Below are 17,865 nucleotides of genomic sequence, written 5' to 3' on the forward strand. Positions count from 1 at the left end.
ATCAGGCTCTAACCTGTCGCCAGCAGCACCGTGCCCACCAGTGCGAGGCCCGCCCCCGCGGCCTGTACCCCGCGCAGCCGCTCGCCGAGGAAACCGCGCGCGGCCAGCGCCGTCACCACGGGGTAGAGCGAGGCGAGCACGGCGGCCACGGTGACCGGGCCCTGCTGCGCGGCCATCGCGTACGTGCCGTTGGCCGCCACGTCGGCGAGGCCCACGAACGCCAGCGCCGGGAGCGCCGACCGGACGACCTTCATCCCGCCGTCCTCGGGAAGCGCCCGGCCGCCGCGCCGCACGGACACGTACAGGGCCGTACCGCCCGCCGCCACATTCGTCACCCGCTGCACGAAGAGCGCCAGGAAGAGTCCCGTCACGGTGGTCGAGGCCTCCGCGATCAGGGCCATCACCGCGCCGAAGCCGAACGCGGCGAGCAGCGTGAGCAGGACGGCCTGGCGCTGCACGGGCGCGCCCCTGAACTGCGGACCGCCGGCCAGGATCACCCCTGCGACGGCCACGCCGATGCCCGCGAACCGGAGCAGCCCGGGACGCTCGCCGAGCACCAGGCCGACGGCCACGGGGACGGTGACGCCGAGCGAGCCGAGTGGCGAGACGACGCCCATCGGGCCGAGGGCGAGGGCCTTGTAGAAGGCGAGCATGGCGACCGGGCCGACGAGACCGGCCGCGACCGCGAACCACAGCTGCGGACCCGCTTCGCTCCAGGCGCCGGTCGCGGCCACGATCGCGCCGAGTACCGCGACGGCGATGCCCTGCGAGACCACCACGACCGTGAGCGCGGGCGTTCGCCGGGTGAGGATCCCTCCGCCGAAGTCGGCCAGGCCCCACATGAGGCTGGTGGCCAGGGCGAAGAGTGCTGTCATGGTCTGCCTCGCAGTACAGTGTGGTGAACATCGGTGAATGCTTTGTTGCACCACAGGTTAGTTCAATGAATTGAACGCTGTCATCCAGAATATTGGACGGAATGTGTCGGACCTCGATCTGCTGACCCAGTCCCTCGGCCGCAACGTCAAGCGCTGGCGCACCGAGCGGGGCTTCACCCTCGACGGTCTCGCCACCCGCGCCGGAGTCAGCCGCGGCATGCTCATCCAGATCGAGCAGGCCCGCACCAACCCCAGCATCGGCACCGTCGTCAAGATCGGTGACGCGCTCGGCATCAGCATCACCACCCTGCTCGACTACGAGCAGGGCCCGAAGGTCCGCATCGTCCCGCCCGAGCAGGCCGTACGCCTGTGGAGCACTGAAGGCGGCAGCTACAACCGCCTGCTCGCCGGGACCGAGGCCCCCGGCCCCCTGGAGATGTGGGATTGGCGCCTGGAGCCGGGTGACGGCAGCGGCTCCGACCCCCACCCCGCGGGCACCGTCGAGCTGCTCCATGTGACGGCCGGGGAGCTGACCCTGGTCGTGGACGGCGCCGAGTACCGCGTGCCCGCCGGATCCAGCGTCTCGTTCGAGGCCGACTCCTCGCACACGTACCGCAACGACGGCACCGAGGCGATGGAGATGACCATGGCCGTATCGGTGCCGCCCGTACGCTGAGACGCCCGACTCACTCGCCCCGGACGGCTGTTAGCGTGCCGACATGCGCGCACCCATCGGAAATTTCGACCGCGTCCGCCCCGCTCCCGAAGCGCTCGACCTGCTCACGGACCCGGTGGCCGACGCCGTACGCAACTGGCACGGCACGGTCCCGGCGGAGCAGCTGATCCACGTCGACACCGAGCCCGAGTGGGCGGACACGGCCACGTTCGTCGAGCGCTACGGCCCCGAACTGCTCCAGGACTCCGCGAACTGCGTCGTCGTCGCGGGCAAGCGCGGCGGTGAGACGACGCTCGCCGCCTGCCTGGTCCTCTCCGGCACCCGGGTCGACGTCAATGGCGTCGTGCGGCGTCAACTGGGCGCCCGTAAGGCGTCGTTCGCCCCGATGGAGACGGCCATCGGGGCCACCGGCATGGAGTACGGCGGCATCACCCCGATCGGGCTGCCCACCGACTGGCCGCTCCTCGTGGACGCGGCGGTCGTCGACCGGCCGCACGTCCTGATCGGCAGCGGAACGCGCCGCGGCAAGCTCATCGTGCCCGGCAAGGCGTTCCTCGACCTGCCCGGCGCGGTCGTCCTCGAAGGGCTCGGCGTGAACTGATCCGCCAGCCGGTGAACGAATCCGGAGGCCGCCGCGTCCGAGGAGCGGCTCCGCGCAGCAGCGCGGGGCAGGGGCGGAGAAGCAGGTGGGGCGAGGAATGAGAATCCGTACGGTGGCCGTGCTGGTGGCGGCGTTGATGTCGCTGGTGTCCGTGGCGGCCTGCGACACAGGCACGCCGGTCCCCGAGGGCCTGGTGGTGACCGGATCCTCGCCAGCGGCCCCCTACCGCGGTCCGCTCAAGGCGAAGGCGCCCGACGTCGACGGCGACGAGGACAACGTCCAGGGCGGGGGCGCCTCCGTCCTCGCCCTCGAATGCGCGGGCAAGCCGTACCAGGGCGGCAGCGGGGACGACGGCTGGGGCGCGTCGGACAGCGCGGACTCGCCGGACCAGGCCCTGAGCGCGCTCGTGGCCGACGAGTTCTCCCGGTCCCTGCCGCGCCGCGGCTATCGCGTCGAGCGCGAGGCGGGCCGCCGCGTCCTGTACTCGTACGACGTCGGGAACCGCACCCGCGTGGCCGTGATCGTCGCCAAGGACCTGCCGCGCAGGCCGGGTTGGGGTCTGGAGACGTATGCCCAGTGCGATCCGTCCGAGTTCGCCCGCCGGGACCGCGCGCACCTCGACATCCGGGTGTGGGCGGACCGCAAGGGGCGACCGGCCCCCGCGTCCGAGATCTTCAGCACGGCCGGCCCCGAGCACTGCGACTGGCAGTCGGCGGAGTTCCTCCACCTCGGAGACCGCCAGTACCTGCGGGACCCCGAACACTCGCTGCCCCGCGAACTCCTGCACTCCTCGTACGGGGCGAAGACGCGGCTGCCCGAGGGGGCCATGGACACCGGATACCGCGACGGCCGGCGCCAACTGTGGCTCTCCACCGACAAGTTGGACGCGTATGTGCGCACAGGGAGCGTTGTGGAGCGGTGGCCGGGGGCGATCGAGCCGATCGCGTGCATGTGAGGACGGGGACGCTCAGGCCGCGCGCTTCAGCCCAGGCGCGGGATCTCGATCGCCGGGCACATGTCCATGACCATCGCGAGGCCCGCCTCGCGCGTGCGGTCGTAGGCCGCCTCGTCGATCACGCCGAGCTGGAACCAGACCGCTTCCGCGCCGATCGCGCGGGCCTCGTCGGCCACCTGGCCCGCGAGGTGGGAGTTGACGAAGACGTCGACCACGTCGACCTTGAACGGGATCTCGTCGAGGGACGCGTAGCCCTGCTCGCCGTGGACGGTCTCGGCCTTCGGGTGGACCGGGACGACGCGCTTGCCGAAGCGCTGGAGGGCCTCGGCGACGCCGTACGCGGCGCGCGCCCTGTTCGAGGAGAGGCCCACGACCGCCCAGGTGTCACCGAGCTCCGTGAGGATCCTGCGGACCGTCTCCTGATCGCCGTACATGCGCTGCCTCCTGGGGTCGACGGGCGTTTTCCGGAGTCAACAGGGCGGTGCCCTGCGGGATTCCCCCCGGACGAGGTCAGAGGAACGTGGCCGCGTGCAGGATGCGGATCATGGTCACCGCCGAGTTCGCCGACGACATCGCCGACGCGGCTGTGCCTACGGCGGCCGCCCAGGCCGCGAGACCGATCCCCGTGCCGACCGGTGGCCAGCTGTGCGCCGTAGGGGCCGGGCGCAGGAGGGCCGCGACCCGGCGGGGAACCGGGCCGGGCGCCGCGAGGCCCGCAAGCGTGGGGGCCGGCGCGGCGCGCGGGACGAGGGCGGCCTTGCCGATCGCGCGGGCCACCACGCGGCGGTCGTGCACGGAGCGCGCCGCATCCTCGTCGGCCCACCGCTCCGTCGAGTACGCCACCGCCGTGCGCAGCGGCAGCAGGAACGGATTGGCCCGCGCCGCCAACTGCGCCACCATCAGATGGCGATGGTGCCGGGCCGCAAGATGGGCCCGCTCGTGCGCGAACAGCGCCCTGCGCTCAGGTCCGGTGAGGACGGCAAGCAGCCCGGTCGTGACGACCACCCGATCGCGGTCGCCACCGGGCAGCGCGTACGCGTACGGCTCCGTGTCCGGCACGACCGCGACGCCCGGCGCGCGAAGGCCGGCGAGCGCCCGCCTGGCCCGGCGCCGCACCAAGTGGTGCCGGACGACGACCCGCGTACAGACCACGAGCACGGCGGCGAGGGCGGGGATCGCGGCCCTGCCCGCCACCTCGTCGTACGGCACGGCCGCCCGCACCTCGGGGTCCGACCAGCCGTCGGGGAGCGGATTCCCGGGCAGTTGGGCCGTGCCGACGACCATGAGGAGCGCCAGGCACAGCGTGCTGCACGAGGCCATCACTCCCGTGACGGCCGTCAGGAGGCGGGTCGCGGTGCGCGGGTGGAGATGCTGCTCGGCCAGGCGCGCCACGGGCCACGCCGTGAGCGGCAGCACCAGCGGCAGGAAGACGAAGACGCCCATCGCCCGGCTCAGCCTTCGCCGGGGCCGGGGGCTGCGTCCGGCCGTTCCGCCTGTTCGAGGAGGTCCCGCAGGAGTTGTTCGTCGCCCGGCGGCAGCGCGGTGACGAAGCGTGCGAGGACCGCCTCGCGGTTCGTCTCGCCGTCGAGCACCTTGCGCATCCGCAGGGCGGCGAGCCCCGCCCCGTCGGCGGCCGGTGTCCACAGGAAGGAGCGGCCGTCGCGGGCGCGGGTCACCGCGCTCTTCGCGAGGAGGCGCGTCAGGATCGTCACCACGGTCGTGTAGGCGAGGTCGCCGCCGATCCGTTCCTGGACCCACGCCGCCGACACGGGGCCCGGCGCTTCGCACAGCGCCGTGAGGACCTGGGCCTCCAGCTCGCCCTGGCCCCGGCGCCGCGGCCGCCGGCCGTCGTGTCCGTCCCGCGTCATGTCCCCTCGCCCTCCGTCCCGGCCGTCCCCCACACGTGGGCGCCACATCCTATTCCGGAGTGCCGTGCGCGCAGGTCAGCCCACGTGGACGCGGGGCCGCAGGGCGGGTTCGGGCTCGGCGCGGCGCAGCACCTCGCGGGTGACCGGCGCGACCTCGCCGTCGCCGAACACGAGGAAGCGGAGCAGATGGCTGACGGGGTGGCCCTCGGTCCAGTTGAAGTACGCGTGCGGCACCTCGCCCGTGCGGGTCCGCAGGCTCATCAGGACGGCCGCGATGGTGTTCGGCACGCCCGCGCCCTGGACGCGCAGGCGGCGTACGCCGTGCTTCTCGTCGCCGTGGACCTCCACCGGCGCGGTGAAGTCCGACGAGTCGTGGACGAAGACCTCCAGGAACAGGACGGGCCGCCCGTCCGGGATGTGGGTCTGCTCGCGCTGGCTGTACTCCTTGGCGCGGTACTCGGCCTTCGAGTGCTCGTCGGGCTCGTTCGCGATGATCCGCAGCGGGCCGTGGCCCGCGGCCTCGTCGATGATCCGCGCCGCCGTCGCGTCGAACGTGACGTCGCCCGCCCGCAGTTCGAACGCGCGGTGCACGCGCGACGCGAACGAGGTGAGGAGGATGCCGACGATGAAGAGGAGTGCGATCTTGATGCCGTCGGGCCGCTCGATGACGTTCGTGACGAGCGTGTACCCGAATACGGCGGTGATCGCCCCGAAGCCGATGGTCGCGGCCCGGCGCCCGCGCGAGCGCACCGCGACCGTCGAGGCGAACGACGCCGACAGCATCAGGACCAGGACACCGGTCGCGTACGCGCCGCTCTGGTCGTCGACGTTCGCGTTGAACCAGAGCGTGATGAGGACCGCGATCGCCATGAAGAGGAGCACCAGCGGGCGGACGGCGCGCGCCCACTCCGGGGCCATGCCGTAGCGCGGCAGATAGCGCGGCACGAGGTTGAGGAGCCCCGCGAGTGCGGAGGCGCCGGCGAACCACAGGATGGCGATGGTGGAGACGTCGTACACCGTGCCGAAGCCCTCGCCCAGGTACTGGTGCGCGAGGAACGCGAGGGCGCGGCCGTTGGCCGGGCCGCCGCTCTCGAACGCGGACTGGGGGATGAGGATCGTCGTCGCGAGGCTGGAGAGCAGCAGGAAGCCGCTCATGATCAGCGCGGCCGTGGTGAGCAGCTTGCGGGTGTCCCGCACCCGTCCCGCGGGCCGCTCGTACGTGTCCGTGGCGTCGCCGCGTACCTGGGGCATCACGGCGACGCCCGTCTCGAAGCCGGACATGCCGAGCGCCAGCTTCGGGAAGACGAGGAGCGCCACGCCGATCATCGCGACGGGCGAGGAGTGCGCAGCGGTCATGGCGTCCCACCAGTTTCCGATCTTCACCGGCTCGGTGAGGACGTGCCACGCGGCGGATATGAGGACGACGACGTTCAGCATGAGATAGAGGGCGACGAGCACGACCGCCACCCGTATCGCCTCACGGAATCCCTTGAGGAACACCGCGCCGAGGCCCGCCACCAGGAACAGCGTGATCCAGGTGTTCGCGCCGTCGAGCGAGGCGGGCGCGAAGGGGTTCTCGACGACGTGCGCCGCGGCGTCCGCCGCCGACAGCGTGATCGTGATCATGAAGTCCGTGGCGGCGAACCCGAGCAGCACCAGGACGAACAGCTTCCCCGCCCACCACGGAAGGAGCCGTTCCAGCATCGCGATGGAACCCTCGCCGTGCGGGGACTCCTTGGCGACGCGGCGGTAGACCGGCAGCGCGCCGCCGAGCGTGAGCGCGATCAGGACCAGGGTGGCCAGCGGGGAGAGCAGTCCCGCGGCGAGGGCGGCGATGCCCGGCTGGTAGCCGAGGGTCGAGAAGTAGTCCACGCCCGTCAGGCACATCACCCGCCACCAGGTGTGGCCCTTGTGCTCGGCCGGCGGCGTGCCGTGCGGTCCCGGATGCCGGGCCGTCGTCTCGCTGAGACCTTCGAGGAGCCAGGACCGCCATCGTGGGGACGGCGGCCGGACGGCCGTGCTTTGGGCGCCTTCGGCCTGCGTGCCGGTCATGGGCGGGACTGCTTTCTGTCGTGCCGGTACGGACCCTGGGGGCATCCCGCAGGAAGCCGTAGGGCAGAACGCCCCGCGACCGCTGCGACGACGAGCGAGTATTCACCACCGCGTGACCCGGGCGACGGGCGGGGGCGAGCGAACCCCGGCACGCGGCATACGCTGGCCGGATGCAGGACGAGTACCGCACCGTGGCCCGTGAGGGCGTGCACGAGACCGAGATCAACCGCTCCCGGTTCCTGTGCGCGCTCGCGCCCGCGGCCACCGAGCGCGAGGCCCAGGACTTCGTCGCGCGCATCCGCAAGGAGCACCCCACCGCGTCCCACAACTGCTACGCGTATGTCATCGGCGCCGACGCCTCCGTGCAGAAGGCGAGCGACGACGGCGAACCGGGCGGCACGGCGGGCGTCCCCATGCTCCAGATGCTCACGCGCCGCGAGATGCGGTACGTCGTCGCCGTCGTGACCCGCTACTACGGAGGCGTGAAGCTCGGCGCGGGCGGCCTCATCCGCGCCTACGGAGGAGCGGTCGGTGAGGCGCTCGACGCGCTGGGCACCCTCACCCGCCGCCGCTTCCGGCTCGCCACCGTCACCGTCGACCACCAGCGCGCCGGCAAGGTCCAGAACGACCTGCGGTCCACGGGACGTGAGGTGCGTGACGTCCATTACGGGGAGGCGGTCACGATCGAGATCGGTCTGCCGGACGCCGACGTGGACGCGTTCCGCGCGTGGCTGGCCGATGTCACCGCCGGCACCGCGGAGTTCGAGCTGGGGGGAGAGGCGTACGGGGACGCGTGACCGGCACCGGCGGGCGGGACGCGTGCGCGGCGGAGCAGGTGCCGATACGCGAGTAGCCGTCAGTGATGTCCGACGGTCCGTGGAACGGAGCGCAGTTCAGGTTTCCTGCGTACCGGTGCCTGTCCCTTCTCCTCGCGTTTCTTGTCGAAGGCCGCTGTCGCTGAGGTGACATGGCCGGCGAGTTCTGCCGTGGACCGGACGTGGATGTTCGATGAGCGGCTGAGTGTGTTGAGGATCTGTCGCGCGGTTCTTGCCCTACGTCCCCCCCCATGATGTCCGTCTGCCCGGGTACATGTTGCGACGCAGGGGTGCGTTGCCGCCTCTCGACGGTCGGAGCGGGATCTCCGGAGCGGCTCTCGCTGTCACCCAGGGCAAGCTTCCGACGCGCAGGGCGGCCCCGGCGACCTTGGCCGAGCAACCGTCGGCTGATGCCGAGATGCCCCGTCACGGGAGTACGGCATGAACCCCGCGTTGTCGCAGACGGATGCCTGGACGACGGGTTTGCTCATGCCGCCCTTGCTGTTCGATGCCGATTACCTCACTGGTGAACACCCAGAAATCTATGCTCGCCGGAGTAGACATTGACCAGTGTGCTGGTTATGGTTTCTCTCGTACCCAGGGAGACAATAGGGCCTGGCAGATACGAACTGCCGGGAAGCAGTACACGCAAGTGCCGTTCGCAGGACGGTGCGGTGGTGGAGTTCCGAAGCCGGAGCGGTTGCAGTACGGGCGACGGGGCTGACGACCGGACCGGGTGGCCCGCAGTGATCAGGGGCTGCCGGGTGCAGTAGCGCAGTGGCAGTACCCAGCAGCGAAGTCAGTGAGCAGCACCTCGGTGAAGGCGTCGGCTGCGGGCGCGCGTACCGGGAAGTTCGACAGCGGGTTTCTGAGCCAGGGCGGACGCATGAGCGGCGACGGGACTGGCTGCCGGAGAGTGGCGCTGTCGCAGGCCACAGCAGTACGTAGCACCAGCAGTACGCAGTACCGAATCGACAAGTAAGTGATCCCAGAGGGAAGAACGGAGGAGCCAGGCGCCATCAGGATCGCCCGGGCGAATGCCTTGAGCCCGGGTACCGCAGGACATCGAAAGTGAGGTGGTCTCCGGTCAAGCAACCGCGATCCCCGCAGTTCCCGCCCCCTCCCGGGTGGGCACGCGGAAACAGAAGGCCGGCGCAGTATCAGGGCCGGCAGATGGTGTAGCAGTTCCTTCGGGGCCCTGGTGCCAAAAGGCATCGGGGCCCCTCCACGCGTTCCATGAGAGAGGTGCAAATGACCGCAGACGACTCGTTCGGCCGTCTCGATGACGACGACTACCCGGCCTATACGATGGGCCGGGCCGCCGAGATGATCGGCGCCACTCAGGGCTTCCTGCGCGCCCTGGGCGAAGCCCGCCTGATCACCCCGCTCCGTTCCGAGGGGGGCCACCGCCGTTACTCCCGCTACCAGCTGCGCATCGCGGCCCGTGCCCGGGAACTCGTCGACCAGGGCACCGCGATCGAGGCTGCCTGCCGCATCGTCATCCTCGAGGACCAGCTCGAAGAAGCCCAGCGCATCAACGCCGAATACCGGCGCGCCGCGGAAGCAGCGAGCCCCACGGCCCCGGCCGCAGACGGTTAGCGGGCCGCAACGGCCCAGGGACTTCGCGGCTTCCGCCACGCGGGGTGCCCGGAACGCAGAGCGTTCCGGGCGCCACCAGCGCGGCGAGGTCCGACGTGCTTGGTGTAGTCGGTGTCGGCGAACGCCCAGCTGCTGAGGCGTTCGGGTTCGTGTCGGGTGTGGTGGGGTGAAGGGCCGGTTCGCGATGTCCTGAGGGAGTGCGGCCGGGTTCCGTCGGATCCCGCATCCACGGCGGCAAGTGACGCGCCGGTCGTTCTGCCCGGTGGCGGGGCGTATGGACGGTGGCGGTGCGGACCCGTTCGTGCACGGCGACCGCGCTTACCTGAATGTTGTGCTCCGGATCGATCGATAGCTGCGGCCGTGAGGTGAGGATTTAGCGCACCGTGCCCGGAGTGTTTTTATCGCGACGAGAAGAATGGGATCGCATTATTCACAGCGCCGCTATGGCATGCTACTGTCGGTCTCGGTTGCCGTATTGGTTCCCAAAATTCAAGCGCCTCTGACGGTATTTTCGGCCGTTGGGAGCGCTTTTGTGTTTCCGGTCATCCCGGGAGGGGTGTCATCGCGGCGGCCCGGTATCCGTGTATTTGCGGGTCCCGCCGTACTGCCCCAAAGGAGATATTACATGGCGTCTGGCACTGTGAAGTGGTTCAACGCGGCAAAGGGTTTCGGCTTCATCGAGCAGGGTGATGGCGGTGCCGATGTGTTCGCCCACTTCTCGAACATCGCGGCCGATGGCTTCCGTGAGTTGCTCGAAGGTCAGAAGGTCACCTTCGACATCGTGCCGGGCCAGAAGGGCCCGATGGCCGAGAACATCGTTCCCGCCTGACTTCGACGCGCACTCTGCGGCGCCGGGGCCGGAATCTTTGGGGACGTGGTCCCGAATTGTGGGAAATTTCGCGTGGTGGAGTCACGCGTGGGAATAACATCGCCAGCCGATATTATCCAGGGGTGAGGGCTGTCCCGAAGTGGCACCCGTTTCGAGATCCTTGATTTCACGCCTGCGTCTGTATCGGATTCACTGCGGGCGGTCAGATGTGTTTCGCATTCCATTCGGCTCGCTCATGGATTCCGGCACGGCTCTTGTCCGGCGGGAATTCGTTGAGCGTGCCATATCAAGGAGGGCCCTTAATGGACTCCACGCATACGGACGATCACTTTTCCACCAGTCCTCGTGGCCGCGATTTCGGCTCGGTCGCCGATTCGGGCCGGGGCAGCTGCTTCGGTGCGCTCGCTCCGAGTGAGAGGAAAACGGAGGGCACAGACATCCGTCGCAGAAACAACGTCACCGTCACCGGCCGCAAGGACGGGCCTGTGCTCCTGCTGGCGCACGGGTTCGGCTGTGACCAGAACATGTGGCGCCTGGTGGTCCCCATGCTGGCCGAGGGCTTCCAGGTGGTGCTCTTCGATTACGTGGGCTCCGGCCACTCGGACCCTTCGGCTTGGAGTGAGCAGCGCTACAGCTCCCTGGGAGGCTATGCCTTGGATGTGCTCGAGATCTGCGAGGAGCTCGATCTGCGGGAAGTGACCTTCGTGGGGCATTCGGTCAGTGCCGTGGTCGGGGTTCTCGCAGCGGCCAAGGCGCCGCAGCGGTTCTCCCGGCTGGTGATGGTGGCTCCGTCGCCCTGCTACATAGACGAGGACGGGTACCGGGGCGGGTTCAGCGCGGACGACATCGATGAGTTGTTGGAGTCGTTGGAGTCGAATTATCTGGGCTGGTCGGCGGCGATGGCCCCGGGGATCATGGGTAACGCGGACCAACCGGAACTCGGCAAGGAGCTGACTGCGTCGTTCTGTGCGACCGACCCGGACATGGCCCGGGTCTTCGCCCGTACGACGTTCTTGTCCGACAGCCGTGAAGACCTCAAGACGGTCGCGGTGCCCACGCTGGTGCTGGAATGCAAGCAGGACGTGATCGCCCCCCGCGAGGTCGGTGCCTTCGTCCACGCCGCGATCCCCGGCAGCCGCCTGGTCACGCTGGAGGCGACGGGGCACTGCCCGCAGCTGAGTGCACCGCAGGCCACTGCTGAGGCGATCGCCGACTTCATGCAAGTGGCCCGGTGATGTGCCGCCGCACCGACCAGGATCCGGACCAGGGGCAGGATCCTGGTGCGGAGGCCACGGGTGTGGCCTTCACCGCTCTCCTGGAGGACAGCGCAGAGGAGCTGTATGAGCAGGCTCCGTGCGGCTACCTGTCGACTCTGATGGACGGCACCATCGCGAAGATCAACACCACCTTGCTGGAGTGGCTGGGCCTGTCCAGGCGGGAGGTGGTTGGTCGGATGCGGTTCATCGATCTGCTCACCGTGGGCGGGAAGCTCTACCACGAGACGCACTTCGCCCCCCTGTTGCAGATGAACGGTGAGGTCGGCGGTATCGCCCTCGACATCAAGACCGCCAACGGGCAGCGGATGCCGGTGCTCGTCACCTCGACGGTGAAGACCAGCCACGACGGCGAACCGATGCTTGTCCGCACCACCATCTTCGACGCCCGCAGCCGCCGCGCCTACGAGACCGAGTTGCTGCGCGCTCGCCAAATGGCCGAGGATGCGCGCCGGCAGGCCGAGGCCGACCGCGAGCGGCTCCAGGAAGCTCTCGCCGTCCTTCAGCAGAGCCTGCTGCCCGCCGAACTGCCCATGGTTCCGGGCCTGGAGGCCGACTCCTACTACCACACCGCCTCTCCGGATCTGCTCGGCGGAGACTTCTACGACCTGTTCCCCCTCGGCGAGGACCGGTGGGCGTTCTTCCTCGGCGACGTGTGCGGCAAAGGCCCTCAGGCCGCCGCGGTCACCTCTCTGACCCGCTACACACTGCGGGCGGCCGCCCTGCACGACCCGGACCCCGTCGCCGTGCTGACCACCCTGAACACCGTGCTGAACGAGCGGTACCGGAGCGGTGACCCCCGCTACTGCACCGCCATCTTCGGCGTCCTCCACCCCGGTGGCGGACAAGTCAGAGTGCACCTGGCCTCCGGCGGCCACCCCTCCGCACTGATCCAACGGGCCGACAACACCGCGCACTACCTGCCCACCCCCTGTGGCATGCTCATTGGCGTCCTGCCCGAGGCACGGTTCACAGCCGCCCACACTCAACTGTTCCCCGGCGACACCCTGCTGCTCTACACAGACGGACTGACCGAAGCCCGTACCGGGCCCAAGCGTGAGCTCTACGGCGACGACGCCCTGCGCGCCTTCGCCGCCGAACAACCCGCAGTTGGGCCCCAGGCCCTGATCACCGCCCTGGCCGGCCTGCTCGCCGGCTTCGGCGACGGACTCGACGACGACACCGCGCTGCTCGCCCTCGGCGTGCCCGCACCGCTCCCCACTCCCGCGAGCGAAGACCTGACCTGAGCAGGCTGACGATCACTGTCCGGGACGCAGCCACCGGTCCCGTACTGGAGATCGCTGGTGATCTCGATTACGCGACGGCACCCGAACTTCGCCGCGTCATGGACAGCCTCACCCAGGTAAGTGGGCAACTGCAGGTCCTCGATCCGGCCGACCTGAAGTTCTGCGACTCCAACGGCATCACGGCACTGCCGGCGGCACGCAACGTGGCTACAGAGAGCTCTGGTCGCGGTCCCTGCCCACACCGTCCGGATCCTGCGCATCGCCGACCTGGACCAGGTCTTCACGCTCCACCCCGAGGCATCAACGGCCGTCAACCCCCGTTCCGCAGCCCGCTGATCACCAGAAACGTGCCTTCAAGCGACTCATCACGTGCTGCCTGTTGCTCTGCCAGTGTCGAAGACGCCGCTCTGCCGGTGCTGACCTGTGGTTTTGAGGCCAACCTCGAGGCCGAGAAACGATCAAGAGTGGAGCGAGCGCGGAAAGCCCTGCCCGTCCGGATGCGACTCGTAGGCCAGAGGGCAGCGCCTACAGGTACTGGAAGGCCAACTCGCCTCAAGCGTTGTCCACGGTGGTGATTCGAGGAGGCGGCCACGCTCGCGGCGATTGCCTTTCCACTCGCCTGCGAAACCCCGCGAGGATCAACAGGCGGCGCTGTGATCCTGCCGCCGGTGTGGTGACCTCTCCACGGGAGACAACCCCGAGTGGCTGAGCACCGAGGCGTCGTTCGCCGCTGTGCGGAGTCAGCCCCGTCGAGTACTCCTCGGCCTGTTGGAGCTCGCGTCGGCTCAACTTGGGCGGCGATCGACAGGCCAACGCCGCGCTGTATCGCATCGTGTTCACCCGGCTGCCGCCGTCCAGGAAGGTGCACCCATGACACACACAGAGAGTGCTCCCGCAGAATTGCCCGAGCGAGCGGAAGCACCCAGCGTTTCGCACTCGAAGGAGGAAAGCGTCGCTGCCGGCCTCGATGAACGTGCCCAGAGGCTCAGACGGCGGCTGGAGAGACTCATAGGCATCGCAGCGACCGAAGGCAACGCGCTGGTCCCGCTCCGCAACGGCGACGAGATCTTCGGCGCCATGCTGGACAGCATCCGGTCTGCCCGGCACACGGTCGACATGGTGACGTTCGTGTACTGGAAGGGCGAGATCGCCCAGCAGTTCGCCGACGCGCTGGCGGAGAGGGCGCGCGAAGGAGTGCGGGTGCGTCTGCTGCTGGACGGATTCGGCAGCCGGCTCATCGAGAAGGACCAGCTGGATTCGATGGAGCGGGCCGGCGTGCAGGTGGCCTGGTTCCGCAAGCCACTGTATCTGTCACCCCTGAAGCAGAACCACCGCTGCCACCGCAAGGTGCTGGTGGTCGATGAGGAGACGGCCTTCACCGGCGGTGTCGGCATCGCCGAGGAGTGGTGCGGAGATGCCCGTAACCCGAACGAATGGCGCGACACCCACGTCCAGGTCCGCGGGCCGGCCGTGGACGGGCTGGCCGCCGCTTTCGCTCAGAACTGGGCCGAGTGCCACGACGAACTCTTCGACGACCGAGACCGGTTCAGCCCCCATACCCCGCAGGGCGGGGCGGTCGTGCAGGTGGTGCGGGGCTCGGCCAGTTTCGGCTGGCAGGACATGCAGACCCTGTTCCGCGTGGTGATCGAGTCGGCGGAGGAGCGAATCCGGCTGGCCACCGCCTACTTCGCACCGGACGCGTACTTCATCGAGCTGCTGTGCGCCGCCGCCCGCCGTGGGGTCGAGATCGAGATCCTGCTGCCGGGCCCGCACACGGACAAAAGAGTCTGCCAGTTGGCAGGGCAGCACTACTACGAGGACCTCACCGCCTGCGGCGTGAAGATTTTCCAGTACCAGCCCACGATGCTCCACACCAAGGTCGTCACCATCGACCGCACCATGGCACTCGTCGGCTCGACGAACTTCAACCGCCGCTCCCTGGACCACGACGAAGAGGTCATGCTCGCCGTCCTGGACCCTGCCTTCACCGCGATACTCGAGGACCATTTCACGCAAGACCTCGAACACAGCGAGCCGATCAGGCCCGGCCGCTGGAAGCGGCGCTCGCCCCTCCAGCGCGTCAAGGAAGCGTCCGTCATGCCGATGCGCCGCTTCCTCTGACCTGTTGGGGCGGCCCGTATGACGGATTTCCCTGCGTCAGTGGACCTGGATCTCGCCCAGGAACCAACCGCTCACCTCATCGAGCCCAATGCGGAACAGACCACCACGCTCGGGGAACGCGGCTCCAGCGCTGACGACCTTGCCACCGTTCAAGTGGAGGTAGCGGCCGTCTCGCTCCGGCTGGTCCTTTTCCCACGCGAAATCGGCGGAGAAGACGCTCGCCCGGCTCTCTGAATCGGCGAGCTGCTCTGCGATGTGGGCTGCCCAGACGGCATGCGGCACCACCTCTCCGGTAACGGTGGTACCGCTCACGACGAGCGTGATCGGCAGGGTGAGGCCCTCCCTCTCCACTCGGTCGGTCAACCTCTTCAGCAAGGGATCCACAGTGCTCATGGCTGGAGAGTAACCCGGCCTCTCCACACCCCAACGGGCAGTCCAGCGGCCACATGCGCATGCGCGTTCGAAGGCGGGGCACACGGAGAGAGCACGACAGAGACCGGGCGCCGCCCATTTCACGGGCGACGCCGGGCTCTCGCCGGGCCCTCGGTGTGCGACGGGCTCGAAGAGGGTGCTGCGAGCCAGGTGAGTCAACGGCTCGTACGCACCGAAATGACATGAAGATCGGAACCGACATGCTCATCCTTGGCGCCATTCTGCTCCTCATCGGCCTTCTGGTCGGTGTCTCGCTGCTGACGACCGTCGGCGGTGTGCTCGTCGTAGTCGGTGCGATTCTGTGGATCCTCGGCGCGGCCGGACGCCAGGTCGGCGGGCGCAAGCACTACTTCTAAGCGTCTGGGACGCACGGCTGGGCGTTGAAGCCTGGGAGTTGCTGCGGGCCAAGCGGCCAACGCACTCTGCAGACGCACGTCAGCCTCCGTACCGAACACGGGGCCCGACGGAAGGAACGCCGTCGGGCCCCGTCGGCATCCCACGCACCTGGCGACGCACTTCGCGCACCGCAGGTGTGGTAGTCCTCCCCGCTGTGGAACGAGGCTGGTACTCGATAACGATGTAAATCTTCCCTTGGGCAAGGCCGTCCACAGCCCCGTACGGCATCTCGGAAGTCACCGGTTTCGAGGCGATGTCCACTCTCCGATGCTGACCGGCGTTGGGCTGTCCGTAGTCTCCGGGGGAGTGGGTGGGCGAGGCGCCGGATGTCGGTGGAGATCGCATGGGCATGGCCGGCAGGCCTTGTCGGGGCCGGGCATCAGCCGCTGAACTGCCCTGGAAAATCAGGCAGTAGACAATCGATCCGGAAAATCGGCCGGCTGACGGTGCGGTCGACCGTGAGGGCATTCGGCTATGGATCTCGCACCTCTCGAACTGGCTGTCACCCGTCTGCGCGATATGGAGGCCGCGGTCGACGCGGCACGCGCCGACGTCGAGCTGGACGCGGTTCTGGCCGTCCGCCGAGGTGCCGATGTTGCCGAAGTCGCAGAGCTGACCGGCTTGAATCCGCACGACCTGCTGCGGATGGAAGAGCTGACCGACGAAATCCCTGGCAGCTGAGCGGAGAAGCACTCGGATCCGGCCTGGACAGGGAACCCATGGTGCGATTCACCTCCACTCGGGCGGGGTCGGCCCAGTAGGCAGAGTCAGGTTGGAAGGGATCGGAATCCTCGGCGCGGTCCTGTGCCGCTATCTGCCGGCCCCCACACATGGAGGTGTTCGAGCGGAACCGGCCTGATCGTTCGGCTCGACGCCCAGGAGGCGGCCTTCGCCGGCTGCCGGCACGACCTGGCCGGTACATCCACGACTTCGAAAAGCAGCGGCGCCCCGACCGGATGGGGCTGGTCGAGGCGGGCGCTCTGCAGATCGGACCGACGGCTCAGGGCTGGACCGGAGTGTTGTTCTCGGCCGACATTCCGGTGCGAAGCTTGGTGAGGGTGCGGGCGAGCAGTCGGGAGATCTGCATCTGGGAGATGCCGAGTTCCTCGCCAATCTGACTCTGGGTCATTTCCTGGCCGAAGCGCATTTCGATGATGCTGCGATCGCGCTCACCGAGCTCTTCCAGGAGAGGGGCCAAGGTGTGCAGGTCCTCAACCATGACCATACCGGGGTCCGGCTCGCCCATGAGGTCGGCCACGGTGCGTCCCGAGGGGCCGCCTTGGCCGCTGTCACCGGAGTCGACGGGAACGTCCAGTGAGCCGGCCGTGTAACCGTTGGCCGCGACGACTCCTTCGGTGACCTCGTCCTCGCTGATGTCGAGGTGCTCGGCGAGTTCCCTGACCGTCGGGTCGCGGTCCAGTTCCGTGGCCAGCTGCTCCTTGGCCTTGGCCATGTCCACGCGCAGTTCCTGCAGGCGCCGCGGCACGTGGACGGCCCAGGTCGTGTCGCGGAAGAACCGCTTGATCTCGCCCACGATGTAGGGGACGGCGAAGGTGGAGAACTCGACCTCGCGTGACAGGTCGAACCGGTCGATCGCCTTGATGAGCCCAATCGTTCCGACCTGGACGATGTCCTCCAGGTCGCCCTGGCCCCGGTTGCGGAACCTGCCTGCGGCAAACCGTACGAGTGACAGGTTCATCTCGATGAGCGTGTTGCGGGCGTACTGATACTCCTGGGTGCCCTCTTCCATGAGCTGGAGCCGGTCGAAGAACACCTTCGAGAGGTCTCGTGCGTCTTTCGGCGCGATCTTGACTGCCTCTTCGATCCAGGGCAGGTCTCCCACAGAGGCAGGGGACTCCAGGGTGGATCGCGTCGATGCCCCTGCCCGGTCTGCGCTCTTCGTCTGCGCCACCGTCACCATGGTCACCCTCCCTGATCGCCCCGTTCCGTACACAGAGACAGCGTCTGCCCCTGGACTGCGCTTTCATGCACTTCGCAGCGGGAAACACTCCTCTCCGCCTCGGACGGGCCGGCCCGAACGGGGGTGCGCGGCCAACCGCGCCCGCTCCGGCCGGTGGCCTGGCGCCGCCTGCGTGCCATCGGCCAGCGGGTCCCTCGGAGGCGC

19 protein-coding genes are annotated in these 17,865 nt (G+C 68.9%); 12 read left to right on the forward strand and 7 right to left on the reverse strand.

Annotated features, from left to right (window positions below):
- Positions 1–8: 8 nt before the first annotated feature.
- Positions 9–875 carry an EamA family transporter gene (locus tag OG698_RS38355; RefSeq protein ID WP_406108550.1) on the reverse strand — a complete coding sequence of 289 codons (867 nt, stop codon included), beginning with the start codon at positions 873–875 and terminating at the stop codon, positions 9–11.
- 103 nt (positions 876–978) lie between these two features.
- Here OG698_RS38355 and OG698_RS38360 point away from each other — a divergent pair, with 103 nt between their 5' ends.
- The 3 genes from OG698_RS38360 (at position 979) to OG698_RS38370 (ending at position 3,107) form a co-directional block, all read left to right on the forward strand.
- Positions 979–1,551, forward strand: a complete 573-nt coding sequence (locus tag OG698_RS38360; RefSeq protein ID WP_100597587.1) for a helix-turn-helix domain-containing protein — start codon at positions 979–981, stop codon at positions 1,549–1,551.
- 43 nt (positions 1,552–1,594) lie between these two features.
- Positions 1,595–2,152 carry a YbaK/EbsC family protein gene (locus OG698_RS38365; protein WP_406108552.1) on the forward strand — a complete coding sequence of 186 codons (558 nt, stop codon included), beginning with the start codon at positions 1,595–1,597 and terminating at the stop codon, positions 2,150–2,152.
- A 97-nt stretch (positions 2,153–2,249) separates the two neighbouring features.
- Positions 2,250–3,107 carry a hypothetical protein gene (locus OG698_RS38370; RefSeq protein WP_406108554.1) on the forward strand — a complete coding sequence of 286 codons (858 nt, stop codon included), beginning with the start codon at positions 2,250–2,252 and terminating at the stop codon, positions 3,105–3,107.
- Positions 3,108–3,133: 26 nt separating this feature from the next.
- On the opposite strand, the gene OG698_RS38375 is transcribed toward OG698_RS38370, so the two are convergent.
- The 4 genes from OG698_RS38375 to OG698_RS38390 all read right to left on the reverse strand — a co-directional run bounded on the left by OG698_RS38375 (position 3,134) and on the right by OG698_RS38390 (position 7,027).
- On the reverse strand, positions 3,134–3,541 hold the full coding sequence (locus OG698_RS38375; protein WP_406108556.1) for a CoA-binding protein: 408 nt from the start codon (positions 3,539–3,541) through the stop codon (positions 3,134–3,136).
- Between the two features lie 76 nt (positions 3,542–3,617).
- Positions 3,618–4,550 carry a M56 family metallopeptidase gene (locus tag OG698_RS38380; protein ID WP_406108557.1) on the reverse strand — a complete coding sequence of 311 codons (933 nt, stop codon included), beginning with the start codon at positions 4,548–4,550 and terminating at the stop codon, positions 3,618–3,620.
- A gap of 8 nt (positions 4,551–4,558) precedes the next feature.
- The gene (locus OG698_RS38385; protein ID WP_406108559.1) at positions 4,559–4,975 is read right to left on the reverse strand and encodes a BlaI/MecI/CopY family transcriptional regulator; all 417 of its coding nucleotides are present in this window, start codon (positions 4,973–4,975) and stop codon (positions 4,559–4,561) included.
- A 75-nt stretch (positions 4,976–5,050) separates the two neighbouring features.
- Entirely contained in the window at positions 5,051–7,027 is a 1,977-nt protein-coding gene (locus OG698_RS38390) for an amino acid transporter (protein WP_406108561.1), read from the reverse strand.
- 170 nt (positions 7,028–7,197) lie between these two features.
- On the opposite strand from OG698_RS38390, the gene OG698_RS38395 reads away from it, so the two are divergent.
- From OG698_RS38395 to OG698_RS38425, 7 genes are all read left to right on the forward strand, one after another.
- Positions 7,198–7,824, forward strand: coding sequence for a YigZ family protein (locus OG698_RS38395; RefSeq protein ID WP_266566891.1), 627 nt, complete (start codon positions 7,198–7,200; stop codon positions 7,822–7,824).
- A 1,269-nt stretch (positions 7,825–9,093) separates the two neighbouring features.
- Positions 9,094–9,441: a MerR family transcriptional regulator gene (locus OG698_RS38400; protein ID WP_406108564.1), complete on the forward strand. Its 348-nt coding sequence runs from the start codon at positions 9,094–9,096 to the stop codon at positions 9,439–9,441.
- 625 nt (positions 9,442–10,066) lie between these two features.
- The gene (locus OG698_RS38405; RefSeq protein WP_406108565.1) at positions 10,067–10,270 is read left to right on the forward strand and encodes a cold-shock protein; all 204 of its coding nucleotides are present in this window, start codon (positions 10,067–10,069) and stop codon (positions 10,268–10,270) included.
- 302 nt (positions 10,271–10,572) lie between these two features.
- Positions 10,573–11,505: an alpha/beta fold hydrolase gene (locus OG698_RS38410; RefSeq protein ID WP_406108567.1), complete on the forward strand. Its 933-nt coding sequence runs from the start codon at positions 10,573–10,575 to the stop codon at positions 11,503–11,505.
- Entirely contained in the window at positions 11,505–12,791 is a 1,287-nt protein-coding gene (locus OG698_RS38415) for a SpoIIE family protein phosphatase (protein WP_406108568.1), read from the forward strand. Before OG698_RS38410 ends, OG698_RS38415 begins: the two co-directional genes overlap by 1 nt.
- 730 nt (positions 12,792–13,521) lie before the next feature.
- The gene (locus OG698_RS38420) at positions 13,522–13,665 is read left to right on the forward strand and encodes a transposase (RefSeq protein ID WP_406111522.1); all 144 of its coding nucleotides are present in this window, start codon (positions 13,522–13,524) and stop codon (positions 13,663–13,665) included.
- The gene (locus tag OG698_RS38425) at positions 13,662–14,912 is read left to right on the forward strand and encodes a phospholipase D-like domain-containing protein (RefSeq protein ID WP_406108570.1); all 1,251 of its coding nucleotides are present in this window, start codon (positions 13,662–13,664) and stop codon (positions 14,910–14,912) included. The genes OG698_RS38420 and OG698_RS38425 overlap by 4 nt, the downstream gene beginning before the upstream one ends.
- 36 nt (positions 14,913–14,948) lie before the next feature.
- On the opposite strand, the gene OG698_RS38430 is transcribed toward OG698_RS38425, so the two are convergent.
- Positions 14,949–15,305, reverse strand: a complete 357-nt coding sequence (locus OG698_RS38430) for a hypothetical protein (protein ID WP_406108572.1) — start codon at positions 15,303–15,305, stop codon at positions 14,949–14,951.
- A 221-nt stretch (positions 15,306–15,526) separates the two neighbouring features.
- Between OG698_RS38430 and OG698_RS38435 the strand changes: the two genes are divergently transcribed.
- Positions 15,527–15,700, forward strand: coding sequence for a hypothetical protein (locus OG698_RS38435; RefSeq protein WP_406111768.1), 174 nt, complete (start codon positions 15,527–15,529; stop codon positions 15,698–15,700).
- Positions 15,701–16,214: 514 nt separating this feature from the next.
- Positions 16,215–16,421 (forward strand): hypothetical protein, encoded by a 207-nt coding sequence (locus OG698_RS38440; RefSeq protein WP_406108574.1) that lies wholly within the window; start codon positions 16,215–16,217, stop codon positions 16,419–16,421.
- 319 nt (positions 16,422–16,740) lie between these two features.
- Here OG698_RS38440 and OG698_RS38445 read toward each other — a convergent pair whose 3' ends face one another.
- A complete protein-coding gene (locus OG698_RS38445) occupies positions 16,741–17,661 on the reverse strand; it encodes an RNA polymerase sigma factor SigF (RefSeq protein ID WP_406108576.1) in 921 nt (306 codons plus the stop codon).
- Positions 17,662–17,865: the final 204 nt, after the last annotated feature.

This window comes from Streptomyces sp. NBC_01003 (assembly GCF_045162695.1).
Lineage (GTDB): Bacteria > Actinomycetota > Actinomycetes > Streptomycetales > Streptomycetaceae > Streptomyces.

Coding starts and splice junctions, on each gene's coding strand:
- OG698_RS38355 (WP_406108550.1), bottom strand. CDS start 875: ATGACAGCACTCTTCGCCCTGGCCACCAGCCTCATGTGGGGCCTGGCC.
- OG698_RS38365 (WP_406108552.1), top strand. CDS start 1,595: ATGCGCGCACCCATCGGAAATTTCGACCGCGTCCGCCCCGCTCCCGAA.
- OG698_RS38370 (WP_406108554.1), top strand. CDS start 2,250: ATGAGAATCCGTACGGTGGCCGTGCTGGTGGCGGCGTTGATGTCGCTG.
- OG698_RS38375 (WP_406108556.1), bottom strand. CDS start 3,541: ATGTACGGCGATCAGGAGACGGTCCGCAGGATCCTCACGGAGCTCGGT.
- OG698_RS38380 (WP_406108557.1), bottom strand. CDS start 4,550: ATGGGCGTCTTCGTCTTCCTGCCGCTGGTGCTGCCGCTCACGGCGTGG.
- OG698_RS38385 (WP_406108559.1), bottom strand. CDS start 4,975: ATGACGCGGGACGGACACGACGGCCGGCGGCCGCGGCGCCGGGGCCAG.
- OG698_RS38390 (WP_406108561.1), bottom strand. CDS start 7,027: ATGACCGGCACGCAGGCCGAAGGCGCCCAAAGCACGGCCGTCCGGCCG.
- OG698_RS38395 (WP_266566891.1), top strand. CDS start 7,198: ATGCAGGACGAGTACCGCACCGTGGCCCGTGAGGGCGTGCACGAGACC.
- OG698_RS38400 (WP_406108564.1), top strand. CDS start 9,094: ATGACCGCAGACGACTCGTTCGGCCGTCTCGATGACGACGACTACCCG.
- OG698_RS38405 (WP_406108565.1), top strand. CDS start 10,067: ATGGCGTCTGGCACTGTGAAGTGGTTCAACGCGGCAAAGGGTTTCGGC.
- OG698_RS38410 (WP_406108567.1), top strand. CDS start 10,573: ATGGACTCCACGCATACGGACGATCACTTTTCCACCAGTCCTCGTGGC.
- OG698_RS38415 (WP_406108568.1), top strand. CDS start 11,505: ATGTGCCGCCGCACCGACCAGGATCCGGACCAGGGGCAGGATCCTGGT.
- OG698_RS38425 (WP_406108570.1), top strand. CDS start 13,662: ATGACACACACAGAGAGTGCTCCCGCAGAATTGCCCGAGCGAGCGGAA.
- OG698_RS38430 (WP_406108572.1), bottom strand. CDS start 15,305: ATGAGCACTGTGGATCCCTTGCTGAAGAGGTTGACCGACCGAGTGGAG.
- OG698_RS38435 (WP_406111768.1), top strand. CDS start 15,527: ATGAAGATCGGAACCGACATGCTCATCCTTGGCGCCATTCTGCTCCTC.
- OG698_RS38440 (WP_406108574.1), top strand. CDS start 16,215: ATGGATCTCGCACCTCTCGAACTGGCTGTCACCCGTCTGCGCGATATG.
- OG698_RS38445 (WP_406108576.1), bottom strand. CDS start 17,661: ATGGTGACGGTGGCGCAGACGAAGAGCGCAGACCGGGCAGGGGCATCG.